The organism is Streptomyces sp. 2P-4 (genome assembly GCF_030167965.1).
Taxonomy (GTDB): domain Bacteria; phylum Actinomycetota; class Actinomycetes; order Streptomycetales; family Streptomycetaceae; genus Streptomyces; species Streptomyces globosus_A.
In genome coordinates this window covers 4,536,229-4,555,579 of sequence record NZ_CP095011.1, presented here as the reverse complement: position 1 = coordinate 4,555,579, position 19,351 = coordinate 4,536,229, and the positions used below count along the sequence as shown (strand labels likewise).

Annotated in this window: 23 protein-coding genes, 1 tRNA gene and 1 riboswitch; of the genes, 7 read left to right on the top strand and 17 right to left on the bottom strand. The window is 72.3% G+C overall.

Annotated features, from left to right (window positions below; translation table 11 throughout):
• Nucleotides 1–174 precede the first annotated feature (174 nt).
• The 5 genes from MUK52_RS20115 to MUK52_RS20095 all read right to left on the bottom strand — a co-directional run bounded on the left by MUK52_RS20115 (nucleotide 175) and on the right by MUK52_RS20095 (nucleotide 5,277).
• Nucleotides 175–1,485 carry a DUF445 domain-containing protein gene (locus MUK52_RS20115; protein ID WP_246042899.1) on the bottom strand — a complete coding sequence of 437 codons (1,311 nt, stop codon included), beginning with the start codon at nucleotides 1,483–1,485 and terminating at the stop codon, nucleotides 175–177.
• 173 nt (nucleotides 1,486–1,658) lie between these two features.
• Complete coding sequence (locus MUK52_RS20110; protein ID WP_114057694.1) at nucleotides 1,659–2,354, bottom strand: DUF1707 SHOCT-like domain-containing protein; 696 nt, start codon at nucleotides 2,352–2,354, stop codon at nucleotides 1,659–1,661.
• Between the two features lie 165 nt (nucleotides 2,355–2,519).
• On the bottom strand, nucleotides 2,520–3,539 hold the full coding sequence (locus MUK52_RS20105; RefSeq protein ID WP_502963628.1) for an ABC transporter ATP-binding protein: 1,020 nt from the start codon (nucleotides 3,537–3,539) through the stop codon (nucleotides 2,520–2,522).
• 12 nt (nucleotides 3,540–3,551) lie between these two features.
• Nucleotides 3,552–4,457, bottom strand: coding sequence for an ABC transporter permease (locus MUK52_RS20100; protein ID WP_428985461.1), 906 nt, complete (start codon nucleotides 4,455–4,457; stop codon nucleotides 3,552–3,554).
• A complete protein-coding gene (locus MUK52_RS20095; RefSeq protein WP_246042701.1) occupies nucleotides 4,450–5,277 on the bottom strand; it encodes an ABC transporter permease in 828 nt (275 codons plus the stop codon). Before MUK52_RS20095 ends, MUK52_RS20100 begins: the two co-directional genes overlap by 8 nt.
• A 190-nt stretch (nucleotides 5,278–5,467) precedes the next feature.
• Between MUK52_RS20095 and MUK52_RS20090 the strand changes: the two genes are divergently transcribed.
• The gene (locus MUK52_RS20090) at nucleotides 5,468–7,882 is read left to right on the top strand and encodes a transglycosylase domain-containing protein (protein WP_284578848.1); all 2,415 of its coding nucleotides are present in this window, start codon (nucleotides 5,468–5,470) and stop codon (nucleotides 7,880–7,882) included.
• A 31-nt stretch (nucleotides 7,883–7,913) separates the two neighbouring features.
• On the opposite strand, the gene MUK52_RS20085 is transcribed toward MUK52_RS20090, so the two are convergent.
• The 3 genes from MUK52_RS20085 to MUK52_RS20075 all read right to left on the bottom strand — a co-directional run bounded on the left by MUK52_RS20085 (nucleotide 7,914) and on the right by MUK52_RS20075 (nucleotide 9,110).
• Nucleotides 7,914–8,234: a DMT family transporter gene (locus MUK52_RS20085; protein WP_114057697.1), complete on the bottom strand. Its 321-nt coding sequence runs from the start codon at nucleotides 8,232–8,234 to the stop codon at nucleotides 7,914–7,916.
• 31 nt (nucleotides 8,235–8,265) lie between these two features.
• A riboswitch (guanidine-III (ykkC-III) riboswitch) is annotated at nucleotides 8,266–8,332 on the bottom strand.
• Between the two features lie 61 nt (nucleotides 8,333–8,393).
• Nucleotides 8,394–8,696: a GroES family chaperonin gene (locus MUK52_RS20080; protein ID WP_114058937.1), complete on the bottom strand. Its 303-nt coding sequence runs from the start codon at nucleotides 8,694–8,696 to the stop codon at nucleotides 8,394–8,396.
• A 96-nt stretch (nucleotides 8,697–8,792) separates the two neighbouring features.
• Nucleotides 8,793–9,110 (bottom strand): DUF3618 domain-containing protein, encoded by a 318-nt coding sequence (locus MUK52_RS20075; RefSeq protein WP_114058938.1) that lies wholly within the window; start codon nucleotides 9,108–9,110, stop codon nucleotides 8,793–8,795.
• 111 nt (nucleotides 9,111–9,221) lie between these two features.
• On the opposite strand from MUK52_RS20075, the gene bcp reads away from it, so the two are divergent.
• A complete protein-coding gene (gene bcp / locus MUK52_RS20070; RefSeq protein WP_114057698.1) occupies nucleotides 9,222–9,689 on the top strand; it encodes a thioredoxin-dependent thiol peroxidase in 468 nt (155 codons plus the stop codon).
• Nucleotides 9,690–9,940: 251 nt separating this feature from the next.
• Nucleotides 9,941–10,024: transfer RNA gene (locus tag MUK52_RS20065), tRNA-Leu, on the top strand.
• A gap of 59 nt (nucleotides 10,025–10,083) precedes the next feature.
• Here MUK52_RS20065 and rdgB read toward each other — a convergent pair.
• The 4 genes from rdgB to MUK52_RS20045 form a co-directional block, all read right to left on the bottom strand.
• Entirely contained in the window at nucleotides 10,084–10,698 is a 615-nt protein-coding gene (gene rdgB, locus MUK52_RS20060) for an RdgB/HAM1 family non-canonical purine NTP pyrophosphatase (protein ID WP_284578844.1), read from the bottom strand.
• A gap of 41 nt (nucleotides 10,699–10,739) precedes the next feature.
• A complete protein-coding gene (locus MUK52_RS20055) occupies nucleotides 10,740–11,120 on the bottom strand; it encodes a hypothetical protein (protein WP_114057699.1) in 381 nt (126 codons plus the stop codon).
• A 137-nt stretch (nucleotides 11,121–11,257) separates the two neighbouring features.
• Nucleotides 11,258–11,983, bottom strand: coding sequence for a ribonuclease PH (gene rph / locus MUK52_RS20050; RefSeq protein ID WP_114057700.1), 726 nt, complete (start codon nucleotides 11,981–11,983; stop codon nucleotides 11,258–11,260).
• A 97-nt stretch (nucleotides 11,984–12,080) separates the two neighbouring features.
• Complete coding sequence (locus MUK52_RS20045; protein WP_281277958.1) at nucleotides 12,081–12,392, bottom strand: PTS sugar transporter subunit IIB; 312 nt, start codon at nucleotides 12,390–12,392, stop codon at nucleotides 12,081–12,083.
• Between the two features lie 162 nt (nucleotides 12,393–12,554).
• Here MUK52_RS20045 and MUK52_RS20040 point away from each other — a divergent pair, with 162 nt between their 5' ends.
• Together MUK52_RS20040 and MUK52_RS20035 are read left to right on the top strand one after the other, a co-directional pair.
• Nucleotides 12,555–13,862 carry a PTS transporter subunit EIIC gene (locus tag MUK52_RS20040; protein WP_114057702.1) on the top strand — a complete coding sequence of 436 codons (1,308 nt, stop codon included), beginning with the start codon at nucleotides 12,555–12,557 and terminating at the stop codon, nucleotides 13,860–13,862.
• Between the two features lie 366 nt (nucleotides 13,863–14,228).
• The gene (locus tag MUK52_RS20035; RefSeq protein ID WP_284581737.1) at nucleotides 14,229–15,440 is read left to right on the top strand and encodes a PTS transporter subunit EIIC; all 1,212 of its coding nucleotides are present in this window, start codon (nucleotides 14,229–14,231) and stop codon (nucleotides 15,438–15,440) included.
• 96 nt (nucleotides 15,441–15,536) lie between these two features.
• Here the strand turns inward: MUK52_RS20035 and MUK52_RS20030 are convergent, their stop codons facing one another.
• Complete coding sequence (locus MUK52_RS20030; RefSeq protein ID WP_284578840.1) at nucleotides 15,537–16,289, bottom strand: MBL fold metallo-hydrolase; 753 nt, start codon at nucleotides 16,287–16,289, stop codon at nucleotides 15,537–15,539.
• A 227-nt stretch (nucleotides 16,290–16,516) separates the two neighbouring features.
• On the opposite strand from MUK52_RS20030, the gene MUK52_RS20025 reads away from it, so the two are divergent.
• Together MUK52_RS20025 and MUK52_RS20020 are read left to right on the top strand one after the other, a co-directional pair.
• Complete coding sequence (locus tag MUK52_RS20025) at nucleotides 16,517–16,939, top strand: hypothetical protein (RefSeq protein ID WP_114057704.1); 423 nt, start codon at nucleotides 16,517–16,519, stop codon at nucleotides 16,937–16,939.
• Nucleotides 16,939–17,301 (top strand): DUF488 domain-containing protein, encoded by a 363-nt coding sequence (locus tag MUK52_RS20020; RefSeq protein WP_114057705.1) that lies wholly within the window; start codon nucleotides 16,939–16,941, stop codon nucleotides 17,299–17,301. The genes MUK52_RS20025 and MUK52_RS20020 overlap by 1 nt, the downstream gene beginning before the upstream one ends.
• Nucleotides 17,302–17,434: 133 nt before the next feature.
• Here MUK52_RS20020 and MUK52_RS20015 read toward each other — a convergent pair whose 3' ends face one another.
• The 4 genes from MUK52_RS20015 to MUK52_RS20005 all read right to left on the bottom strand — a co-directional run bounded on the left by MUK52_RS20015 (nucleotide 17,435) and on the right by MUK52_RS20005 (nucleotide 19,350).
• Nucleotides 17,435–18,385 (bottom strand): PLP-dependent cysteine synthase family protein, encoded by a 951-nt coding sequence (locus MUK52_RS20015; RefSeq protein WP_114057706.1) that lies wholly within the window; start codon nucleotides 18,383–18,385, stop codon nucleotides 17,435–17,437.
• Nucleotides 18,385–18,663, bottom strand: a complete 279-nt coding sequence (locus MUK52_RS20010) for a MoaD/ThiS family protein (protein WP_114057707.1) — start codon at nucleotides 18,661–18,663, stop codon at nucleotides 18,385–18,387. The genes MUK52_RS20015 and MUK52_RS20010 overlap by 1 nt, the downstream gene beginning before the upstream one ends.
• Nucleotides 18,664–18,742: 79 nt before the next feature.
• A complete protein-coding gene (locus MUK52_RS33190) occupies nucleotides 18,743–18,850 on the bottom strand; it encodes a putative leader peptide (protein WP_312845931.1) in 108 nt (35 codons plus the stop codon).
• A gap of 77 nt (nucleotides 18,851–18,927) precedes the next feature.
• The gene (locus MUK52_RS20005) at nucleotides 18,928–19,350 is read right to left on the bottom strand and encodes a M67 family metallopeptidase (RefSeq protein ID WP_114057708.1); all 423 of its coding nucleotides are present in this window, start codon (nucleotides 19,348–19,350) and stop codon (nucleotides 18,928–18,930) included.
• Nucleotide 19,351: the final 1 nt, after the last annotated feature.

Sequence of the window (19,351 nt, the reverse complement as noted above, 5' to 3'; positions counted from 1 at the left end):
CCCCGCTCGGCCGGCCCCCGACGCGGCGGACGGCAGGGCGGGGCACGTGGGCCGGAAGCCGGGGGCAGTGGGCCGGGGGCCGCTGCGCGGAACCCCTCGCCGCTTCGCCCCGCCCTTCCGCCGGGGCCCGGGCCCCATGCAGCCCCGCCCGCCCCGCCCGCGCCGCCCGCCCCGTCAGGCCCCGAACGCCCGCGACGCCGTGTGGATCAGGAGGCCCGCCAGGGCGCCCACCACCGTGCCGTTGATGCGGATGAACTGGAGGTCGCGGCCGATGTGGGCCTCGATCTTGCGGGACGTGTGTTCCGCGTCCCAGCCCGCCACCGTGTCCGTGATCAGTGACGTGATCTCGGCCCGGTACGTGGTGACCACGTACACGACCGCGCCCTCGATCCAGCCCTCCACCTTGTCCTGGAGCCGCCCGTCCGTGGCCAGGCGCGCGCCCAGGGACAGCAGGGACGCGCGGACGCGCAGCCGCAGCTCGCTCTGCTCGTCCTCCGCGGCGGAGAGGATCATCGCGCGGATCGCCGTCCACGCGGAGGCGATCACGTCCTGGACCTCCTCCCGCTCCAGGATCTCCGACTTCAGGCGCTCCACCCGCAGCCGCGTGTCCGTGTCCGCCTGGAGGTCGGCCGCGAAGTCGCACAGGAAGCGGTCCACCGCCCCGCGTGCCGGGTGCTCGGGCATGTCCCGCATCTCGGTGAGGAAGCGGAGCAGCTCCTTGTAGACCCGCTCGCCGACCTTGCGGTCCACGAACCGGGGGGTCCAGCCGGGCGCGCCGCCCTGTACGGCGCCCATGACGGAGTCCGCGTGCGTGACGAGCCAGTCGTGCGCCTTGGCGCAGACGAGGTCGACGACCCGCCGGTGCCCGCCGTCCGCGACGACCCGTTCCAGGGTCTTGCCGATGCCCGGCGCGATCTCGGCCGTCTCGGCCCGCCGGGTGATCGCCTCGCCCACCACCGCCTGGACGTCGGAGTCGCGCAGCACCGTCAGCGCCCCGCGCAGCGCCGTCGCTAGCTCGGCGGTGACCCGGTCGGCGTGCGCAGGCTCCGCAAGCCACGCCCCGAGCCGGCTGCCGATCCGCAGGGCGTGCAGGCGGGCCCGCACCACGTCCGCGGAGAGGAAGTTCTCGCCGACGAACTCGCCGAGGGACGCCCCCAGCTGGTCCTTCTTCGTCGGGATGATCGCGGTGTGCGGGATCGGCAGGCCGAGGGGGTGCCGGAACAGCGCCGTCACCGCGAACCAGTCCGCGAGCGCGCCGACCATGCCCGCCTCGGCGGCCGCCCGCACGTAGCCGGCCCACGCCCCGGCCCCGGTGTGCTCGGCCCAGGTGGCCAGTACGTACACCACCGCGACCAGGACCAGCAGCCCGGTCGCGGTCGCCTTCATGCGCCGTACGCCGCGCCGGCGCTCCTCGTCCGCCTCGCTGAACACGAAGCCGCCGAGGGCCGGGACGGGGGCCCGGGGCGGCCGGCCGCCGTCGCGCACGGCTGCCGCCCGGCCCGCCGCCGCGCCGCTGTCCGCGCCCGGTTCGGGGCCCCCGGCGGTGGTGCGTTCGTCCACGTGCTCCTGCCTTCTCCCGGGTGCCGGTTTTGTCTCACAGCATCCGACTCCCGGCACGCCCGGGGAGTTCCCGGCGCGCCGTCCTCACAGCGCCGTCCTCACAGCTCCTTGCGCAGGTCGGGGCCGCCACCGAGGCCCGGATACCGCTTCGGCTCCTTCACCTTGATGTCGACGCCGCCCCAGAACGCCAGCCCGGTGACCACCACGCGCGGGGCGCCCGGCGCCACCGGCCCCGTGCTGTGCCGCTGGTCGAAGGCGCCCATGATGCCGATGCCCCGGACGTCGACGTCCACGCCCGGCGGAACGGTGATCTCGATGCCCCCCATGATCGCGATGCAGTTGATGACGACCTCGCGCTCCGCGAAGTGCGCCTCGCGCAGGTCCAGCTCCCCTCCGCCCCAGAACGCCACCGCGTTGAAACGGCCCGGCACCGTCCAGTTCCCGCGGCGCTGAAACCCCGACATGACCGCGACCGCCGTCGCCGACGCCGCCGGCACCCCGCCCCCGATGCGCCCCGCCCACGAGCCGGCGGCCGGCGCGGCGGCTGCACCGGCCGCAGCCGCGCCCGCGGGGGCGGCGCCGGCCGCGGGGAGGTCCCGGGTCAGGGTCTCCAGCTGGGCGTACGTACGCGACGTGTACGCCGCCTCCAGCCGCTCCTCGAATTCCTCCATGTCGAGCCGGCCCTCGGCGAGCGCGTCGCGCAGACGCTCCACGACGCGGTCCCGGTCGGCGTCCGACGCCCGGAGTTCCGGCAACGGCTTCTGCGGCCCCTGGTGCTGCCCCTCGTCAGTCATGGGGCCAGCCTAAGCAGCGGGGGGCCCGCAGGTGTACGGGTTCAACCCCGCCTCCACCCCGGGCCCGAACCCTGATTCATCCCCCATCCCCCCTTTCCCCGCCCCGGCCCGCCCCGGCCGGCCCCGGTTTGCCCCGGCCGGCCCCCCGCCGCCCATACCGCCGCCTCAGTCGCGTCCCGCGTACATCCGCGCGATCACGTCCTCGATGTCCGGCTCGCGCACCGACAGGTCCGACAGCGGGTACCGGGCCGCCACCTGCGCCACCAGCGGCGCCGCCGACGCCCCCGCCGGGAACGCCAGCCACTGCCGCGGACCCTCCACCTTCACCACCCGCGCCCCCTCCACGCTCACCGCCGGAAGCTCCCGCTCCAGGTGCAGTACGAGCATCCGCTCGCTCTCCCCCGCAGCCCCGGCCGCATGCAGCCCGCCCGGCGTCCCGTCGTACACGAGCCGCCCGTGGTCGATCACCATGACCCGCCCGCACAGCTGCTCGATGTCCTGCAGGTCGTGCGTCGTCAGCAGCACCGTCGTACCGCGCTCGGCGTTCAACTGCCGCAGGAACTCCCGCACCTTCGCCTTGCTGACCACGTCCAGCCCGATCGTCGGCTCGTCCAGGTGCAGCACCTCGGGATCGTGCAGCAGCGCAGCCGCGATGTCCCCGCGCATCCGCTGCCCCAGCGACAGCTGCCGCACCGGCACGTCCAGCAGCGGTCCGAGGTCCAGCCGCTCCACGCAGCGCTCCAGGTTCTCCGCGAACCGCGCCCGCGGGATGCGGTACAGCCGCCGCATCAGCCCGTAGCTGTCCTTCAGCGGCAGGTCCCACCACAGCGTGGTGCGCTGCCCGAAGACCACCCCGATGCGGTGCGCGAGCCGCATCCGCTCCCGCGCGGGGTCGATCCCGGCGACCCGCAGCCGGCCCGCGCTCGGGGTGAGGATGCCCGTCAGCATCTTCACCGTCGTCGACTTCCCCGCCCCGTTGGGCCCGACATAGCCGACGAACTCCCCCCGCGCCACCGCGAAACTGATCCCGTCCACGGCCCTGACCTGCCGCTTCTCCCGGCGCAGCAGACCGGCCCGGCGCCGTACGTCGAAGACCTTCTCCACCGCGTCCAGCTCGATCAGCACCTCCGGCCCGCCGTCCACGACCGCATCCACACCCGTGTCCACGCCCACGCCCGCCTTCACGTCCACAACCCCTCAGCTCCCCGTGCTCCGGTACGAACGAAGCCCCGCTCGCCACGCCAGCGACGCGGGGACGAACAGCGCCACCGCCACCGCCGGGCTCGCGAACGCCACCCAGTCCGGCAGCCCCAGCGGATCGGGCCGCCCCAGCACGTACAGCGCGGGCAGCCAGTTGACGAAGGCCAGCGGGACGACGAACGTCACGCCCCGCAGCAGCTCCTTCGCGAACACCGTCGGCGGGTACTGGAGCATCGTGTTCCCGCCGTAGGTGAAGGAGTTCTGCACCTCCGCCGCGTCACCCGCGACGAACTGGAACGCCGCCCCGGCCACCAGCACCGCCGCGAAGATCGCCGCCCCCGACGCCACCATCACCGGCAGCAGCAGCACCTTTCCCGCCGTCCACTCCACATCCAGCCGGGCCGCCGCCCACGCCAGCACGGCGAGCCCCTGCACGACCCGCCCCACCCGGCGCAGCGCGAACCGGTCCGCCGCAACCTGCGCGAGCACGGGGACGGGCCGCACCAGCATGGTGTCGAGCGAACCGTCGCGGATCCGGGCGCCGACCCGGTCGGTGCTGCCGAGCAGCAGGTCGGCGAGCCCGAGGGAGGCCGACGCCGACCCGTACAGCAGGGCCGTCTCGGGCAGGGTGAATCCGCCCAGCGCGTCCACGTGCGTGAACATGATGGAGATCGCCACGAAGTCCAGGAACGTGATCGCCGCGTTCCCGCACACCGCCAGCGCGAACGACGCCCGGTACGCCATCGTCGACCGGACCCACATCCCGACGATCAGCCGGTACCCGCGCAGCCCCGCGCCGGCCCGGCCCCACCACCCGGCCGCGCCCCCACCGAACGCCCGCCGGCCCGGCCGGCCCGGCTCAGCATCCCGCCGCGCCGCCGGTACGAGCACCTCCTCAGCCACCCTGGACCACCACCTTCCGCGTCGCGGCCGACTGCACCAGCCGCCCCACCCCCAGCAGCACCAGCGCCCACACCGCCTGGAAGCCCAGCGCCCGCAGCACCTCCGCGGCCCCCGCATGCCGCCCCAGCAGCACGTCCAACGGCACCTGGAGGATCGCCGCCCACGGCAGCAGCCGCACCAACTCCCCGAAGCCGCCCGGGAACACCGTCAGCGGCAGCAGCATCCCGGAGAAGAAGACCGAGGCGACCACGGCCACCAGGTTGACCCCCGACCCGTCCAGCAGCCAGAACGCCGAAAGGGCCAGCAGCCACCGCAGCGCGAAGCTCACCACCAGCCCCAGCAGCACCGACCCCAGGAACAGCAGCCACCGCTGCGGATCCGCCGGCAGCGCCAGCGGGAAGACCAGCGCCCCCGCCACCAGCGGCACCGCCCCCCGGCCCACCAGCTGGAACGCCGCCCGACCCAAGTCGGCGGCCAGCCACCACAGCTGGAGGTCCGCCGGCCGGTACAGGTCGACCGCGATGTCCCCGGTCCGGATCCGCTCCTGCACCTCCTCCTGGAAGCCCCCGCCGAGCAGCGCGCACGCGGCCAGCATCGACTGGCTCACCCACACGAACGCCAGCGCCTGGCCCAGGTCGTATCCGCCGAGCCCCGGCCGCTCCGTCCACAGCGCCATGTACGTACACGCGACGATGAACCCGAAGACGGTGTTCGTGAACACGCCCGCCGCCGTCGCCGCACCGTACGCCGCGTACCGCCGGAAGCCGCCCGCCGCAACGGCCCCGTACAGCCCCGCTCTTCGCCCCGTCCGCAGGAGCACCGTATCCCTCCGTTTTCCCACGTCGTTCCCACGTCGTCCCCGCATCGGCCAAAGACGCGCGAGCTTAGTGCGGAGGGGCGAACCACTGCGACCGGTTTACGCCCGTCCCGCCCGGAACGACCGGCCATCCGGTAGACACCTTTTTCGGTACGGACATGGATGTTTCGAACGGCCACGAGGAGTCCTGGCGATGAGCGACCCGTCACCCCCACCGGGCTGGCCCCCTCGCGACCCCGACACCCCCCGCCACAACCCCGCAGCCGCCCGCCACAGCGCCGGAACGCCCCCGTACGCCGCCGCCGGCGGCCCGGACCACAGGGGCCGGCACAAGCGGACCGGCTGGCGCCGCCTGGTCCCCGGCTGGCGCCTCGCCCTCGGCACCCTGCTCACGCTCGCGCTGCTCGTCGGCGGCGCCCTCATCGCCGGCTACCTCCTCGTCGACATCCCGCCCGCCAACGCCGCCGCGACCGCCCAGTCGAACGTCTACCTCTACTCCGACGGCACCCAACTCGCCCGCGACGGCGAGGTGAACCGCGTCAACGTCACGCTCTCGCAGATCCCCCGGACGGTGCAGGAGGCCGTACTCGCCGCCGAGGACCGGGACTTCCACTCCGAGCGGGCCGTCGACCCCAAGGCGATGCTCCGCGCCGCCTGGAACACCCTCACCGGCAAGGGCCGCCAGTCCGGCTCCACCATCACCCAGCAGTACGTCAAGAACTACTACCTGGGCCAGGAGCAGACCATCAAACGCAAGGCCAAGGAGTTCTTCATCGCGATCAAACTCGGCCGCGAGAAGTCCAAGGCCTACATCCTGGAGGGCTACCTCAACACCAGCTACTTCGGCCGCAACGCCTACGGCATCCAGGCCGCCGCCCAGGCCTACTACGGCAAGGACGTCGGCCGCCTCACCACCGCCGAGGGCGCCTACCTCGCCACCCTCCTCAACTCCCCCAGCACCTTCGACGTCGTCACCCACCCCCGCAGCCGCGACCGGGCCCTCGCCCGCTGGAACTACGTCCTCGACGGCATGGTCAAGAAGCAGTGGCTCACCGAGGTCGAGCGGGCGGCGACCTCCTTCCCCGAGCCGGGCCGGATCCGCCCCGCCGCCGGACTGTCCGGGCAGCGCGGCTACCTCGTCGAAGCCGTCAAGGACCACATCACCGAACGCGGCATCCTCGACGAGAACACCCTCTCCGCCGGCGGCTACCGCATCACCACCACCATCGACCGCCGCAGGCAGGCCGACTTCACCGAGGCCGTCACCGACCGCATGCTCAACCGGCTCGACCCCGCCGCCCGCCCCGTCGACCGCTTCGTCCGGGCCGGCGGCGTCTCCATCGACCCCGCCACCGGCAAGGTCCTCGCCATGTACGGCGGCATCGACTACACCCGCCAGTACGTCAACAACGCCACCCGCCACGACCACCAGGTCGCCTCGACGTTCAAACCGTTCGTGTTCGCCGCCGCCGTCGAGAACCGCTCCCGCACCCAGGACGGCCGGCCCATCACCCCCAACACCGTCTACAACGGCGACAACAAGCGCCGCGTCACCGGCACCCGCGTCTTCTACGCCCCCGAGAACGAGGGCCGGCAGTCGTACGGCGACATCACCGTCACCACCGCCACCGACCTCTCCGTCAACACCGTCTACGCACAGATGGTCGTCGACGTCGGCACCGACCGCGTGAAGCGGACCGCAATCGCCCTCGGCATCCCCGAGAACACGCCCAACTTCACCGCCGGCCCCGCCATGGCCCTCGGCACCCTCCAGGCCAGCGTCCTCGACATGGCCCAGGCGTACGCCACCCTCGCCGACCACGGCCGCCGCACCCCCCACACCTTCATCGAGAAGATCACCAAGGGCGGCGACATCCTGGAACTCCCCGACCGCAGCCCCGAGCAGGCCATCAGCCGCGAAGCCGCCGACACCACCACCTCGATGCTCCTCAGCGTCGTCGACAACGGCACCGGCACCGCCGCCCTCGCCGCCGGCCACCCCGCCGCGGGCAAGACCGGCACCGCCGAGGAGGACCGCTCCGCCTGGTTCGCCGCCTACACCCCGACCCTCGTCACCGTCGTCGCGATGATGGGCCAGGACCCCGACACCGGCACCCCGCAATCCCTGTACGGCGCCCTCGGCGAGGCCCGCATCGGCGGAGGCGGCTACCCCGCCCGGATCTGGGCCCAGTACACCAGGAGCGCGCTGGAGGGCACCGACCCCGTCGACTTCGACCTCGACCTCCAGCCCGGCGCGGCCCCCTCACCGCCGCCCCCGCCGCTGCCCGAGACGCCCCCGCCGTCCGGCGAGCCCACCGCCCCCGAGCCCGCCGGCCCCACCACCCCGCCCGGCCGGCCCACCGGCGGCCCCGAGGAGGACGGCCGCGAACAGGGCGACGCAGACCAGGACGGCCGGACCTCCGGCGCCAACCCCGGCGGCACCGACGGCAGCGCCCCCGACACCGGCGGCGGCAGCGGCGACACCGGCCCGGGCGGCATCGGCGGCCTGTTCCGCGGCGCCACCGGCGGCCAGGGCACCGCCCGGGACACACCCGGCGGCACCGGCCCCCACAGCAGGCCCCGCCCGCCCTCCGCATACCTGGAATGACACCCGGGGGCCGAACGCCCGCGGGCCCCGCTCAGTGGCCGGACGTCGCCTTCAGCCCCACCACCGCCACCAGCAGCAGCACGATGAAGAAGATCCGGGATGCCGTCACCGGCTCACCCAGCACCGCCATGCCCAGCACCGCCGCGCCCGCCGCACCGATGCCCACCCACACCCCGTACGCCGTACCGATCGGCAGGCTCCGGGCCGCGTACGACAGCAGCAGCATGCTCGCCACGATGCCCGCACCGGTGAACACACTCGGCCACAGCCGGGTGAACCCGTCCGTGAACTTCATGCCGACCGCCCAGCCGACCTCGAGCAGACCGGCGACAACGAGCAGAACCCAGGCCATGACAGGCACCTCCGAGACGAGAACGGAAACCGGTGCGTCGTCTTTTCCCACCCGGTACGGCGCGTCTCGTCGGGGTTCACCACCCACCGTAGCAAAAGGCATGCAGAAGGGCCGGTGACCTCCGCCACCGGCCCCGCACACGGACAAAGAACCCCGAAATCAGAGATACAGACCCGTGGAGTCCTCCGCCCCCTCCAGCCGCTCCGCGGCCACGGCGTGCAGATCACGCTCGCGCATCAGCACGTACGTCGCACCCCGCACCTCGACCTCGGCCCGGTCCTCGGGGTCGTACAGCACCCGGTCGCCCGGCTCCACGCTGCGCACGTTCTGCCCGACCGCGACCACCTCGGCCCAGGCCAGCCGCTTGCCCACGGCCGCCGTCGCCGGGATCAGGATGCCGCCGCCCGAGCGCCGCTCGCCCTCGGGCTTGTCGGACTTCACGAGCACGCGGTCGTGCAGCATGCGGATGGGCAGCTTGTCGTGGGTGGTGGTGTTGGTGTCGTCGCTCACGCCCCGAACCTACCCGCCCGCGCCCGGCCTGTCCGCCGCAGGGGTGGGTCAGCGGCGGCGGCGCGCCGACACCACCAGCAGGCCGATCACGCCCACGGCCACCAGCGCGACCGGCACCAGCCGCTCGATACGCGGGGTGCCGTCCTCGTACCGCAGGCCGTCCCTGACGTCCGTCCACAGGCGGTTCGCCGCCACGACGGCCCGCCCGGCCGTCTCGTCGACCGTGGAGGCGACCCTGGCCTTCGCGTCCCCGACGATCGTCTTCGGGTGCATGCGCACACCGATCTCGTCGAGCGTCTCGGCGAGCTGCTCGCGGCGGCGGACGATGTCCGCCTCGATCTGTGCGGGGGTCCTGGCTTCCTGCACCGCGCTGCCTCCGTCGTCGTGGTCCTGTCCCATGGGGGCGTGATCCGCCGTGGACAGTCTGTCAGCTTAGTCTCGTCTCGTAGCGATCCACCTCCCGAGGAGACTGTCGAGATGAGCGAGCGACTCCAGCCGGGCGACACCGCCCCCGCCTTCACCCTGCCCGACGCGGACGGCAAGGACGTCTCGCTCGCCGACCGCCTCGGCCGCAAGGTGATCGTCTACTTCTACCCGGCGGCGCTGACGCCGGGCTGCACCAAGCAGGCCTGCGACTTCACGGACAACCTGGAGCTGCTGGCCGGCGCCGGCTACGACGTGATCGGCGTGTCCCCGGACAAGCCGGAGAAGCTCGCGAAGTTCCGCGAGAAGGAGAACCTGAAGGTCACCCTCGTCGGCGACCCCGACAAGAAGGTGCTGGAGGCGTACGGCGCCTTCGGCGAGAAGAAGCTCTACGGCAAGACGGTGACGGGGGTGATCCGCTCCACGGTCGTCGTGGACGAGGAGGGCAAGGTCGAGCGCGCCCTGTACAACGTCAAGGCGACGGGCCACGTAGCGAAGATCATCAAGGACCTGGGCATCTGACGGCCCCGCCCTCGGAACGGCCCGCCCCCTCCCGGGGCGGGCCGTTCCGCTTGTCGGACGGATCGACCATGCCGGCGGGCACCTGCCGGACAACCGCCCGGGCAGCCTCCGCTCCCTACGCCCCAACTGCCACGGCCTGACGGACACGTGGCGCCGCAGGCGCCGCCCCAAGTCCTTCACCCCCGCGGGCTCCGCCCCGTTAGACTGGGCACAGCCCAGGCTGACCCAATGTCCGCATTGGGCAAGATGTCGCGGTTGTGGTGGAATTGGCAGTCACGCTGGGTTTAGGTCCCAGTGGGGTAAAACCCGTGGGGGTTCGAGTCCCCCCAACCGCACGGGTACGCAGAAGGCCCTGTACGCAGCCGCGTACGGGGCCTTCGCTGCATCACCGGCCTCAGCCCAGCAGGTCGCGGATCGCCGGGATCAGGGCGCGGAAGGCCTGGCCGCGGTGGGAGATCGCGTTCTTCTCGGCCGCGGTCATCTCCGCGCAGGTGCGGGTCTCGCCGAGCGGCTGGAGGATCGGGTCGTAGCCGAAGCCGCCGCTGCCGGCCGGGGCGTGGCGGAGGGTGCCGGTGAGGCGGCCCTCGACGACGGCTTCGGTGCCGTCAGGCAGGGCGAGGGCGGCCGCGCAGGCGAAGTGGGCGCCGCGGTGCCCGTCGGCGATGTCGGCGAGCTGGGCGAGGAGCAGGTCGAGGTTGGCCTTGTCGTCGCCGTGGCGGCCGGCCCAGCGGGCGGAGAAGATGCCGGGGGCGCCGCCGAGGACGTCGACGCAGAGGCCGGAGTCGTCGGCGATGGCGGGCAGGCCGGTGGCGAGGGCCAGGGCGTGCGCCTTGAGGAGGGCGTTCTCGGCGAAGGTGACGCCGGTCTCCTTGACGTCGGGGACGTCGGGGTACGCGTCCGCGCCGACCAGCTCGTAGGGCAGGCCGGCAGCGGACAGGATGGCGCGCAGTTCGGAGACTTTGCCCTGGTTGCGGGTGGCCAGGATGAGGCGCGGGGGCGTCGAGGTCATGGCGCCCATTATTCCGTCCGGGCCGGTCCCGCCTGCGGGTGTCAGCCCGGGGTGCAGACCTTGGAGATCTCCTTGGCGGCGTCGGCGACGGGGGTGACGTCGGGGGTGGTGTTGCCGCTCTGGAGGGAGGTGCGGACGCTCTGGACGGCCTTGTTCATGGAGTCGATGGCCGTGCCGAGGTCGGTGTTGTCGGTCTGGTCGCCGATCTTCTTCAGGTTCTCGTCGATCTTGTTGAGGGCGTTCTGGGCGTCCTGCGGGCTGTTGCCTGCGTTGGAGACGGCCTCCTGGAGGTCGCCGACGCCTTCGGTGATGGTGACGGCGGTGTTGGCGCAGTCCATGGCGGTGGAGATCGCGTCGCAGGCGGTCAGGGCCGGGATGGCGAGTGCGGCGGCCGCCGCCGCGGCGGCTATGCGGAGCTTCATGCGTGGTCCCTCACGAGGTCGTGCGTCCGGTCGGTCGGCTGCGGGTCTGGGTCGGCTGCGGGGATGTGGACGGGCGCACGGCTGTGACACCGTGCGCCCGTACAGGTGAGGACGCCGTGGGGCGTCCGGTGGTTCTCTCAGAGGCCGAGGGCGGTGCGCTGGATGGCTTCGAGGTCGGCGCAGCCGCCGGCGGCGAGGTCGAGGAGGGCGTTGAGCTCCTTGCGGTCGAAGGGTTCGCCTTCGGCGGTGCCCTGGACTTCGACGAAGCGGCCGTCGCCGGTGCAGACGACGTTCATGTCGGTTTCCGCGCGGACGTCTTCCTCGTAGCAGAGGTCGAGGAGGGGGACGCCGTCGACGATGCCGACGCTGACGGCGGCGACGGTGCCGGTGAGGGGCTTGCGGCCGGGCTTGATGAGCTTCTTGGACTGGCCCCAGGCGACGGCGTCGGCGAGGGCGACGTAGGCGCCGGTGATGGCGGCGGTGCGGGTGCCGCCGTCGGCCTGGAGGACGTCGCAGTCGAGGACGACGGTGTTCTCGCCGAGTGCCTTGTAGTCGATGACGGCGCGCAGCGAGCGGCCGATGAGGCGGGAGATCTCGTGGGTGCGGCCGCCGATCTTGCCGCGGACGGATTCGCGGTCGCCGCGGGTGTTGGTGGAGCGGGGCAGCATCGAGTATTCGGAGGTGACCCAGCCTTCGCCGCTGCCCTTGCGCCAGCGGGGGACGCCTTCGGTGAAGGAGGCGGTGCAGAAGACCTTGGTGTCTCCGAAGGAGATGAGGACGGAGCCCTCGGCGTGCTTGCTCCATCCGCGTTCGATGGTGACGGGGCGGAGCTGTTCGGGCGTACGGCCGTCGATGCGAGACATGGCGTCGAGCCTAGTGGGTGCGGCGGTACGCGAAGACCCCGTCGGGTCGGGTGCGGGGTGACGGGGTCCGGCGTGGTGGTGGCGCGGTGCGCTCAGGTCACATCATGTCTTCGATTTCGGCGGCGATGGGGTCGGCGTCGGTGCCGATGACGACCTGGACGGCGGTGCCCATCCTGACGACGCCGTGGGCGCCGGCGGCCTTGAGGGCGGCTTCGTCGACGAGTTCGGGGTCGTTGACCTCGGTGCGCAGGCGGGTGATGCAGCCTTCGACTTCTTCGATGTTGTCGATGCCGCCGAGCCCGGCGACGATCTTCTCAGCCTTGGTGGCCATGCGTTTCTCCCTGTTCTCCGAAGAACGGTCTCGGCGGTCCCGGGCGGGCGCGGGAACCGTTTCGTCACGGTAGCCCACTGTTGGCCCAGTTTCTCGAGCGCGGTTCCGGCGTCTGCCGAATGATGACGATCAGCAGTGACCTGTCCTCCGGGCGGGGTGTGCGACCGCACCCGGAGTGGTCTACACCAGTGTGCCGCACGGACCGCACGTGCCCAAACGGGCCCGCAGGGGAGGAAGCCGATGAGCGCGAACGGCAGTGCGGCGGCAGCGCCGCCGCAGCAGTGGTGGAGCGGCCTGTTCCAGGGGCTGCAGAAGATGGGGCGGAGCCTGCAGCTGCCGATCGCGGTGCTGCCCGCGGCGGGGATCCTGACCAGGCTGGGCCAGGACGACGTGTTCGGTCCGGACGGCCTGGACTGGGATGTGGTGGCGAAGGTGATGGCCGGGGCGGGCGGGGCGCTGCTCAATCCGGAGTTGGGGCTGCCGCTGCTGTTCTGCGTCGGCGTGGCGATCGGGATGGCGAAGAAGGGGGACGGGTCGACGGCTCTGGCGGCGGTGGCCGGCTTCCTGGTGTACCGGGGGGTGCTGCGGGCGTTTCCGAACGAGTGCCCCGGGGGGACGCGGGTGGTGGGGACGGGCTGCCTCACCGACGACAACAACACGTTCGTGGAGTTCTCGTACCAGAACCCGGGGGTGTTCGGCGGGATCGTGATGGGTCTGCTGACGGCGTGGTTCTGGCAGCGGTACCACCGGGTGAAGCTGGTGGACTGGCTGGGCTTCTTCAACGGGCGGCGGCTGGTGCCGATCATCATGTCGTTCGTGGCGATCGGGTTCGCCGCGCTGTGCCTGTGGGTGTGGCCGGCGGTCGGTGCGGGGCTGGAGGCCTTCTCGGACTGGCTGACGGGGCTGGGGGCGTGGGGCGGCGGGATCTTCGGTGTGGCGAACCGTGCGCTGCTGGTGATCGGGCTGCACCAGTTCCTGAACGTGCCGGTGTGGTTCCAGTTCGGCAGTTACACGACGCCGGAGGGGAAGACGGTGCACGGCGACATCAACATGTTCCTGAACGGGGACCCGGAGGCGGGCCTGTTCCTGACCGGCTTCTTCCCGATCATGATGTTCGCCCTGCCGGGTGCGGCGTTGGCGATCACGCACTGCGCGAAGCCGCAGCGCCGCAAGGAGGTGGGCGGGTTGATGCTGTCGGTGGCGCTGACGTCGTTCGTCACGGGGATCACGGAGCCGCTGGAGTACTCCTTCCTGTTCGTGGCGCCGGCGCTGTACGCGGTCCACGCGCTGCTGACGGGTGTGTCGATGGCGGTGACGTGGGCGCTGGGCGTGAAGGACGGGTTCAGCTTCTCGGCCGGGTTGATCGACTACATCATCAACTGGGGGCTGGCGACGAAGCCGTGGCTGATCATCCCGATCGGGCTGGGCTTCGCGGCGGTGTACTACGCGGTCTTCCGCTTCGCGATCACCCGGTTCGACATCCCGACGCCGGGGCGGGAGTCGGATGAGGAGATCGAGGCGATGCGGGCCGAGAACACCAAGGCGTAGCCGCTCCCGTCCGTTCTGCTGCCGGTCGGCGCAGGCCCTCGTCACTTCGGTGCGGGGGCCTTCCGCTTGCCCGGGTCCGGGCCGTGGGCGCTCCGGCGGTGCGGGGTGTGCCGCGGGACACACGCGGGGGCTGGGAGTGTGGCGCAGGCCACAGAAAATCGAAGGTTCCTTATCTAACCCCGACCGTGCTAAAACTGGTCTACACCACGCATTGGTGTAGACCACGCGGGTCCATCGGGAGTCCGCGTCACCCCCAAATAAGACGTCGCCGTCCCCCTTGCTCCTCTGGCGGCGCCTTGCCCCCTGGAGGAAGTTGTGACCACGGCTGCCGCCCCCGCGGCCGAGAAGAAGAAGGGCGCCGGCGCGATGGCTGTCATGCAGCGCATCGGCCGCAGCCTCATGCTCCCCGTCGCGGTGCTCCCCGCCGGCGCGCTCCTGATCCGCCTGGGCCAGGACGACATGCTGGCGGACAAGGACCTGCCGTCGTTCCTCAACACCATCGGCAGCTACATGGCCGCCGGCGGCGAGGCGATCATCGGCAACATGGCGCTGCTGTTCGCGGTCGGCATCGCGATCGGCTTCGCGAAGAAGTCCGACGGCTCGACCGCGCTCGCGGCCGTGACCGGCTACCTGGTCTTCCAGAAGGTCCTCGCCACCTTCACCGACCCGAACCTGCCCAAGCTGTCCAAGGTCGTCGACGGCAAGATCGTACAGGTCGAGGCCCCGGTCGACGCCAAGGTCCTCGGCGGCGTCGTCATGGGCATCGTCGTCGCCCTGCTCTACCAGCGCTTCTACCGGACCAAGCTGCCGGACTGGGCGGGCTTCTTCGGCGGCCGCCGCCTCGTCCCGATCCTCTCCGCCTTCGCGGGCCTCGCCATGGGCATCCTCTTCGGCCTCGTCTGGCCGGTCCTCGGCACCGGTCTGCACGGCCTCGGCGAGTGGCTGGTCGGTTCCGGCGCCGTCGGCGCGGGCATCTTCGGTGTCGTCAACCGTGCGCTGATCCCGGTCGGCATGCACCACCTGCTGAACTCCTTCCCGTGGTTCCAGGCCGGCGAGTACGAGGGCAAGAGCGGCGACATCGCCCGCTTCCTGGCGGGCGACCCCTCCGCCGGCCAGTTCATGACCGGCTTCTTCCCGATCATGATGTTCGCGCTTCCTGCGGCCTGCCTCGCGATCGTCCACTGCGCCCGCCCCGAGCGCCGCAAGGTCGTCGGCGGCATGATGTTCTCCCTCGCGCTGACCGCCTTCGTCACCGGCGTGACCGAGCCGATCGAGTTCACGTTCATGTTCATCGCCCCGGTGCTGTACGCGGTCCACGCGGTGCTGACCGGTATCTCCATGGCGCTGACGTGGGCGCTCGGCATGAAGAGCGGCTTCGGCTTCTCCGCCGGTGCGATCGACTTCTTCCTGAACCTGGGCATCTCCACCAAGCCGCTGGGGATCGTCGTGGTGGGCCTGTGCTTCGCGGTGGTCTACTACGCGGTCTTCCGCTTCGCGATCATCAAGTGGAACCTGCCGACGCCGGGCCGCGAGTCCGACGAGGAGCTCGCCGAGCTGCAGAAGGCGGAGGCCAAGTAAGGGCCGCCGCCTCAGCCGGATACGACCGGAGCCCCTGCCCTCCCGTGACGGGAGGGCAGGGGCTCCGCCGTATGCGGGCGCGGCGGCGGCCCCGGTTCAGACCTCGTACACGGCGCCCGCGTACGCCAGGTCCACCGGACCGCCGTACGCCGCGCGCGCGTCGGCGAGGTTCCGGCGGGCGTCCGTCCACGGCGGGATGTGGGTCAGCACGAGCCTGCCGACGCGGCCTTCGCGCGCGCACTCGCCCGCCTCGCGGCCGTTGAGGTGGAGGCCGGGGATGTCCTCCTTGCCGTGCGTGAACGACGCCTCGCACAGGAACAGGTCGACGCCCTCCGCGAGCGCCCCCAGTTCCGCGCAGACCCCGGTGTCGCCCGAGTAGGCCAGCGAGCGGCCGCCGTGCTCGACGCGGATGCCGTAGGCCTCCACCGGATGGCTGACCCGCTCGGTGCGGACCTGGAACGGGCCGATCTCGAAGGCACCGGGCTTCAGCGTGCGGAAGTCGAAGACCTCGCTCATCGAGCGCTCGTCGGGGACGTCCTCGTACGCGGTCGTCAGGCGCTTCTCGGTGCCCTCCGGGCCGTACACGGGGAGGGGGCCGCAGCGGCCGCCCTCGTGGCGGTAGTAGCGGGCCACGAAGTACGCGCACATGTCGATGCAGTGGTCGGCGTGCAGGTGGCTGAGGAAGATCGCGTCGAGGTCGTACAGGCCGCAGTGGCGCTGCAGCTCGCCGAGGGCGCCGTTGCCCATGTCGAGGAGCAGCCGGAAGCCGTCGGCCTCGACGAGGTAGCTCGAGCAGGCCGATTCCGCGGACGGGAACGACCCCGAGCAGCCGACGACGGTGAGCTTCATGGAGTGACAACCTCCGGGACGGTCCGTGGACGGAGTGCGGGCCGTGCGTGGGTCGAGCGTAAGGCGCGAAACGTCGGGTCGCTCCTCCGCGGCAGGCCGTTGTGGGGCGAATCACCTGTGGTGTCACCCGGCAGAGCGATGCGGGGCCCGGGAGTTGCCGCTGCGGGGCGGCGCGGGCGGCGGTGCACTGCCGCGCCGGGGCGTGCGGGCGCGACTACCGTCGGACTATGGACACGTCCTGGTGGCCGGCGGCCGCGGCGGTGGTGGCCGTGCTGCTGCTGGTGCTGGTCGCGGGGGTGCGGCCGGGCGCCGGCCGGCGGGCCCCGCCGCCGCACGGCCGGGGCCCGGCGCCGCAGCCGCGGCCGGGCGAGCTGTGGTGCCTGGCGGACGGGCGGCCGTGCCTGGTGCTGGCGTCCCGGCCGGTACGGGCGCACCGGGCGCGCGTCGCCTGGATCAGCGGGAAGTACGACGACCGGCGGGCCGGGGTGGTCCCGCTGCCGCCGGGGACGGTCGGGGTGACGCCGGGCCGGGTGGGGTACCTGGAGGCGGACCGCCCGTCGGAGGTGTGGGTGTGGGAGTTCCGGCGCCGGCTGGGCACGCTGGACCCGGCGGTGTGGGACGAGGTCAAGGGACTGGGAGGAGGACGCTGATGGTGCGGGCGGCGGTGCGGGTGCGGCGCGTCTACGACCCCCCGGAGCCGGGGGCGGACGGGGTGCGGGTCCTGGTGGACCGGCTGTGGCCGCGCGGCCTGGCGAAGGCGGACGCGGCGGTGGACGAGTGGCCGAAGGCGGTCACCCCGTCCGCGGAGCTCCGCAGGGATTACCACGCGGGCGGCGTCGGCGCGGAGGAGTTCCGCGAGCGGTACGAGGCGGAGCTGGCGGAACCGGAGCCCGCGGCGGAGCTGGACCGGCTGCGGGCCCTGGCGGAGCGGGGTCCGCTGACCCTGCTGACCGCGGTCCGCGAACCGGACTCCAGCCACGCGGCGGTGCTGGCGGCCCTCCTGGCGCGCTGACCGCCGGGGCCGTCCGCCCGCGCGGGCGGACGGCCCCGGGCCTCGGGCGGAGGCCGGCGGGCTGGTGGGCCGGCGGGCTGGTGGGCCGGCGGGCGCCTCGGGCGGAGCCCCGCCCGCCGGCCTCCGGGGGCCGTCAGGCCCAGAGTTGGCCCTGGAGGACCTCGACGGCCTCCTCCGTCGTCGCCGCCGTGTAGACGCCGGTCGACAGGTACTTCCAGCCTCCGTCGGCCACGACGAAGACGATGTCGGCGGTCTCGCCGGCGGCGACCGCCTTGCGGCCGACGCCGATCGCCGCATGGAGGGCGGCGCCGGTGGAGACGCCCGCGAAGATGCCCTCCTGCTGGAGGAGTTCGCGGGTGCGGGCCACCGCGTCCGCGGAGCCCACCGAGTAGCGGGTGGTGAGCACCGAGGCGTCGTACAGCTCGGGCACGAAGCCCTCGTCGAGGTTCCGGAGGCCGTAGACGAGGTCGTCGTACCGCGGCTCGGCCGCGACGATCTTCACGCCGTCGACGTGCTCGCGCAGGTAGCGGCCGGCGCCCATCAGGGTGCCGGTGGTGCCCAGGCCCGCCACGAAGTGGGTGATCGAGGGGAGGTCCCGCAGGATCTCGGGCCCGGTGGTGGCGTAGTGGGCGCCCGCGTTGTCGGGGTTGCCGTACTGGTAGAGCATCACCCAGTCCGGGTGCTCGGCCGCCAGCTCCTTGGCGACGCGGACCGCGGTGTTGGAGCCGCCCGCCGCGGGCGAGGAGATGATCTCGGCTCCCCACATGGCGAGAAGGTCGCGGCGCTCCTGGCTGGTGTTCTCCGGCATGACGCACACGATCCGGTAGCCCTTGAGCTTCGCCGCCATCGCCAGGGAGATGCCGGTGTTGCCGGAGGTGGGCTCCAGGATGGTGCAGCCGGGGTGGAGCCTGCCGTCCTTCTCGGCCTGCTCGACCATGTGGAGCGCGGGGCGGTCCTTGATCGAGCCGGTCGGGTTCCGGTCCTCCAGCTTGGCCCAGATGCGGACGTCCTCGGAGGGCGACAGCCTGGGCAGCCGGACGAGCGGGGTGTTGCCGACCGCGGCCAGCGGGGAGTCGTAGCGCATCAGGCGGCGCCGCCGGCGACCGCCGGGAGGATCGTCACGCTGTCGCCGTCCTTGAGGGGGGTGGCGATGCCGTCGAGGAAGCGGACGTCCTCGTCGTTGAGGTAGACGTTCACGAAGCGGCGCAGCTTGCCGCCGTCGACGATGCGCTCCTCAATTCCCTTGTGGCGCGTCTCCAGGTCCGCGAAGAGCTCGGACAGGGTGCCGCCCTCGCCGGTGACGGCCTTCTCGCCGTCGGTGTAGGTGCGGAGGATGGTCGGGATGCGGACCTCGATGGCCATGGCAGGCTCCAGTCGGATGGGTGCGGGGAGGAGAAGGGGCGCGCGGCTTGACGGCCCCGGCGCGAGGGGGCTGCGGTGCTCAGGCGGCAGGACAGATACTGCTGGCGAGGCGGCACAGGTCGACGTGCAGCCGTGCCACGAGCAGGGGCCTGCCGGGCTTCTCGGTGCTCACGTCGGGGAAAACCATGCGGTCATGTTAACGATTCCCGGTCGCCCGAATGGAGTGTGATTCCGCATCGTGGACGGAATCCGCTCACATGTCGGTCAGTAGGCCTCGACGACCTGCACTTCCTCCTCCGTGATCACGCCGTCGACGATGCGGTAGGAGCGGAACTGGAACTCGCCGAGGGCGTCGGTGTCGGCGGTGGAGACCAGGACGTAGTGGGCTCCGGGCTCGTTGGCGTAGGCGACGTCGGTGCGCGAGGGGTAGGCCTCGGTCGCGGTGTGCGAGTGGTAGACGATCACGGGCTCCTCGTCCCGGTCGTCGAGCTCGCGGTAGAGCCGCAGCAGGTCCTTGGAGTCGAACTCGTAGAACGTGGGCGAGCGGGCCGCGTTCAGCATGGGGATGAACCGCTCGGGCCGGCCGGTGCCCGCGGGGCCGGCGACGACGCCGCACGCCTCGTCGGGGTGGTCCTTGCGGGCGTGCGCGACGATCTGGTCGTACAGGGCCTGGGTGAGGGTCAGCATG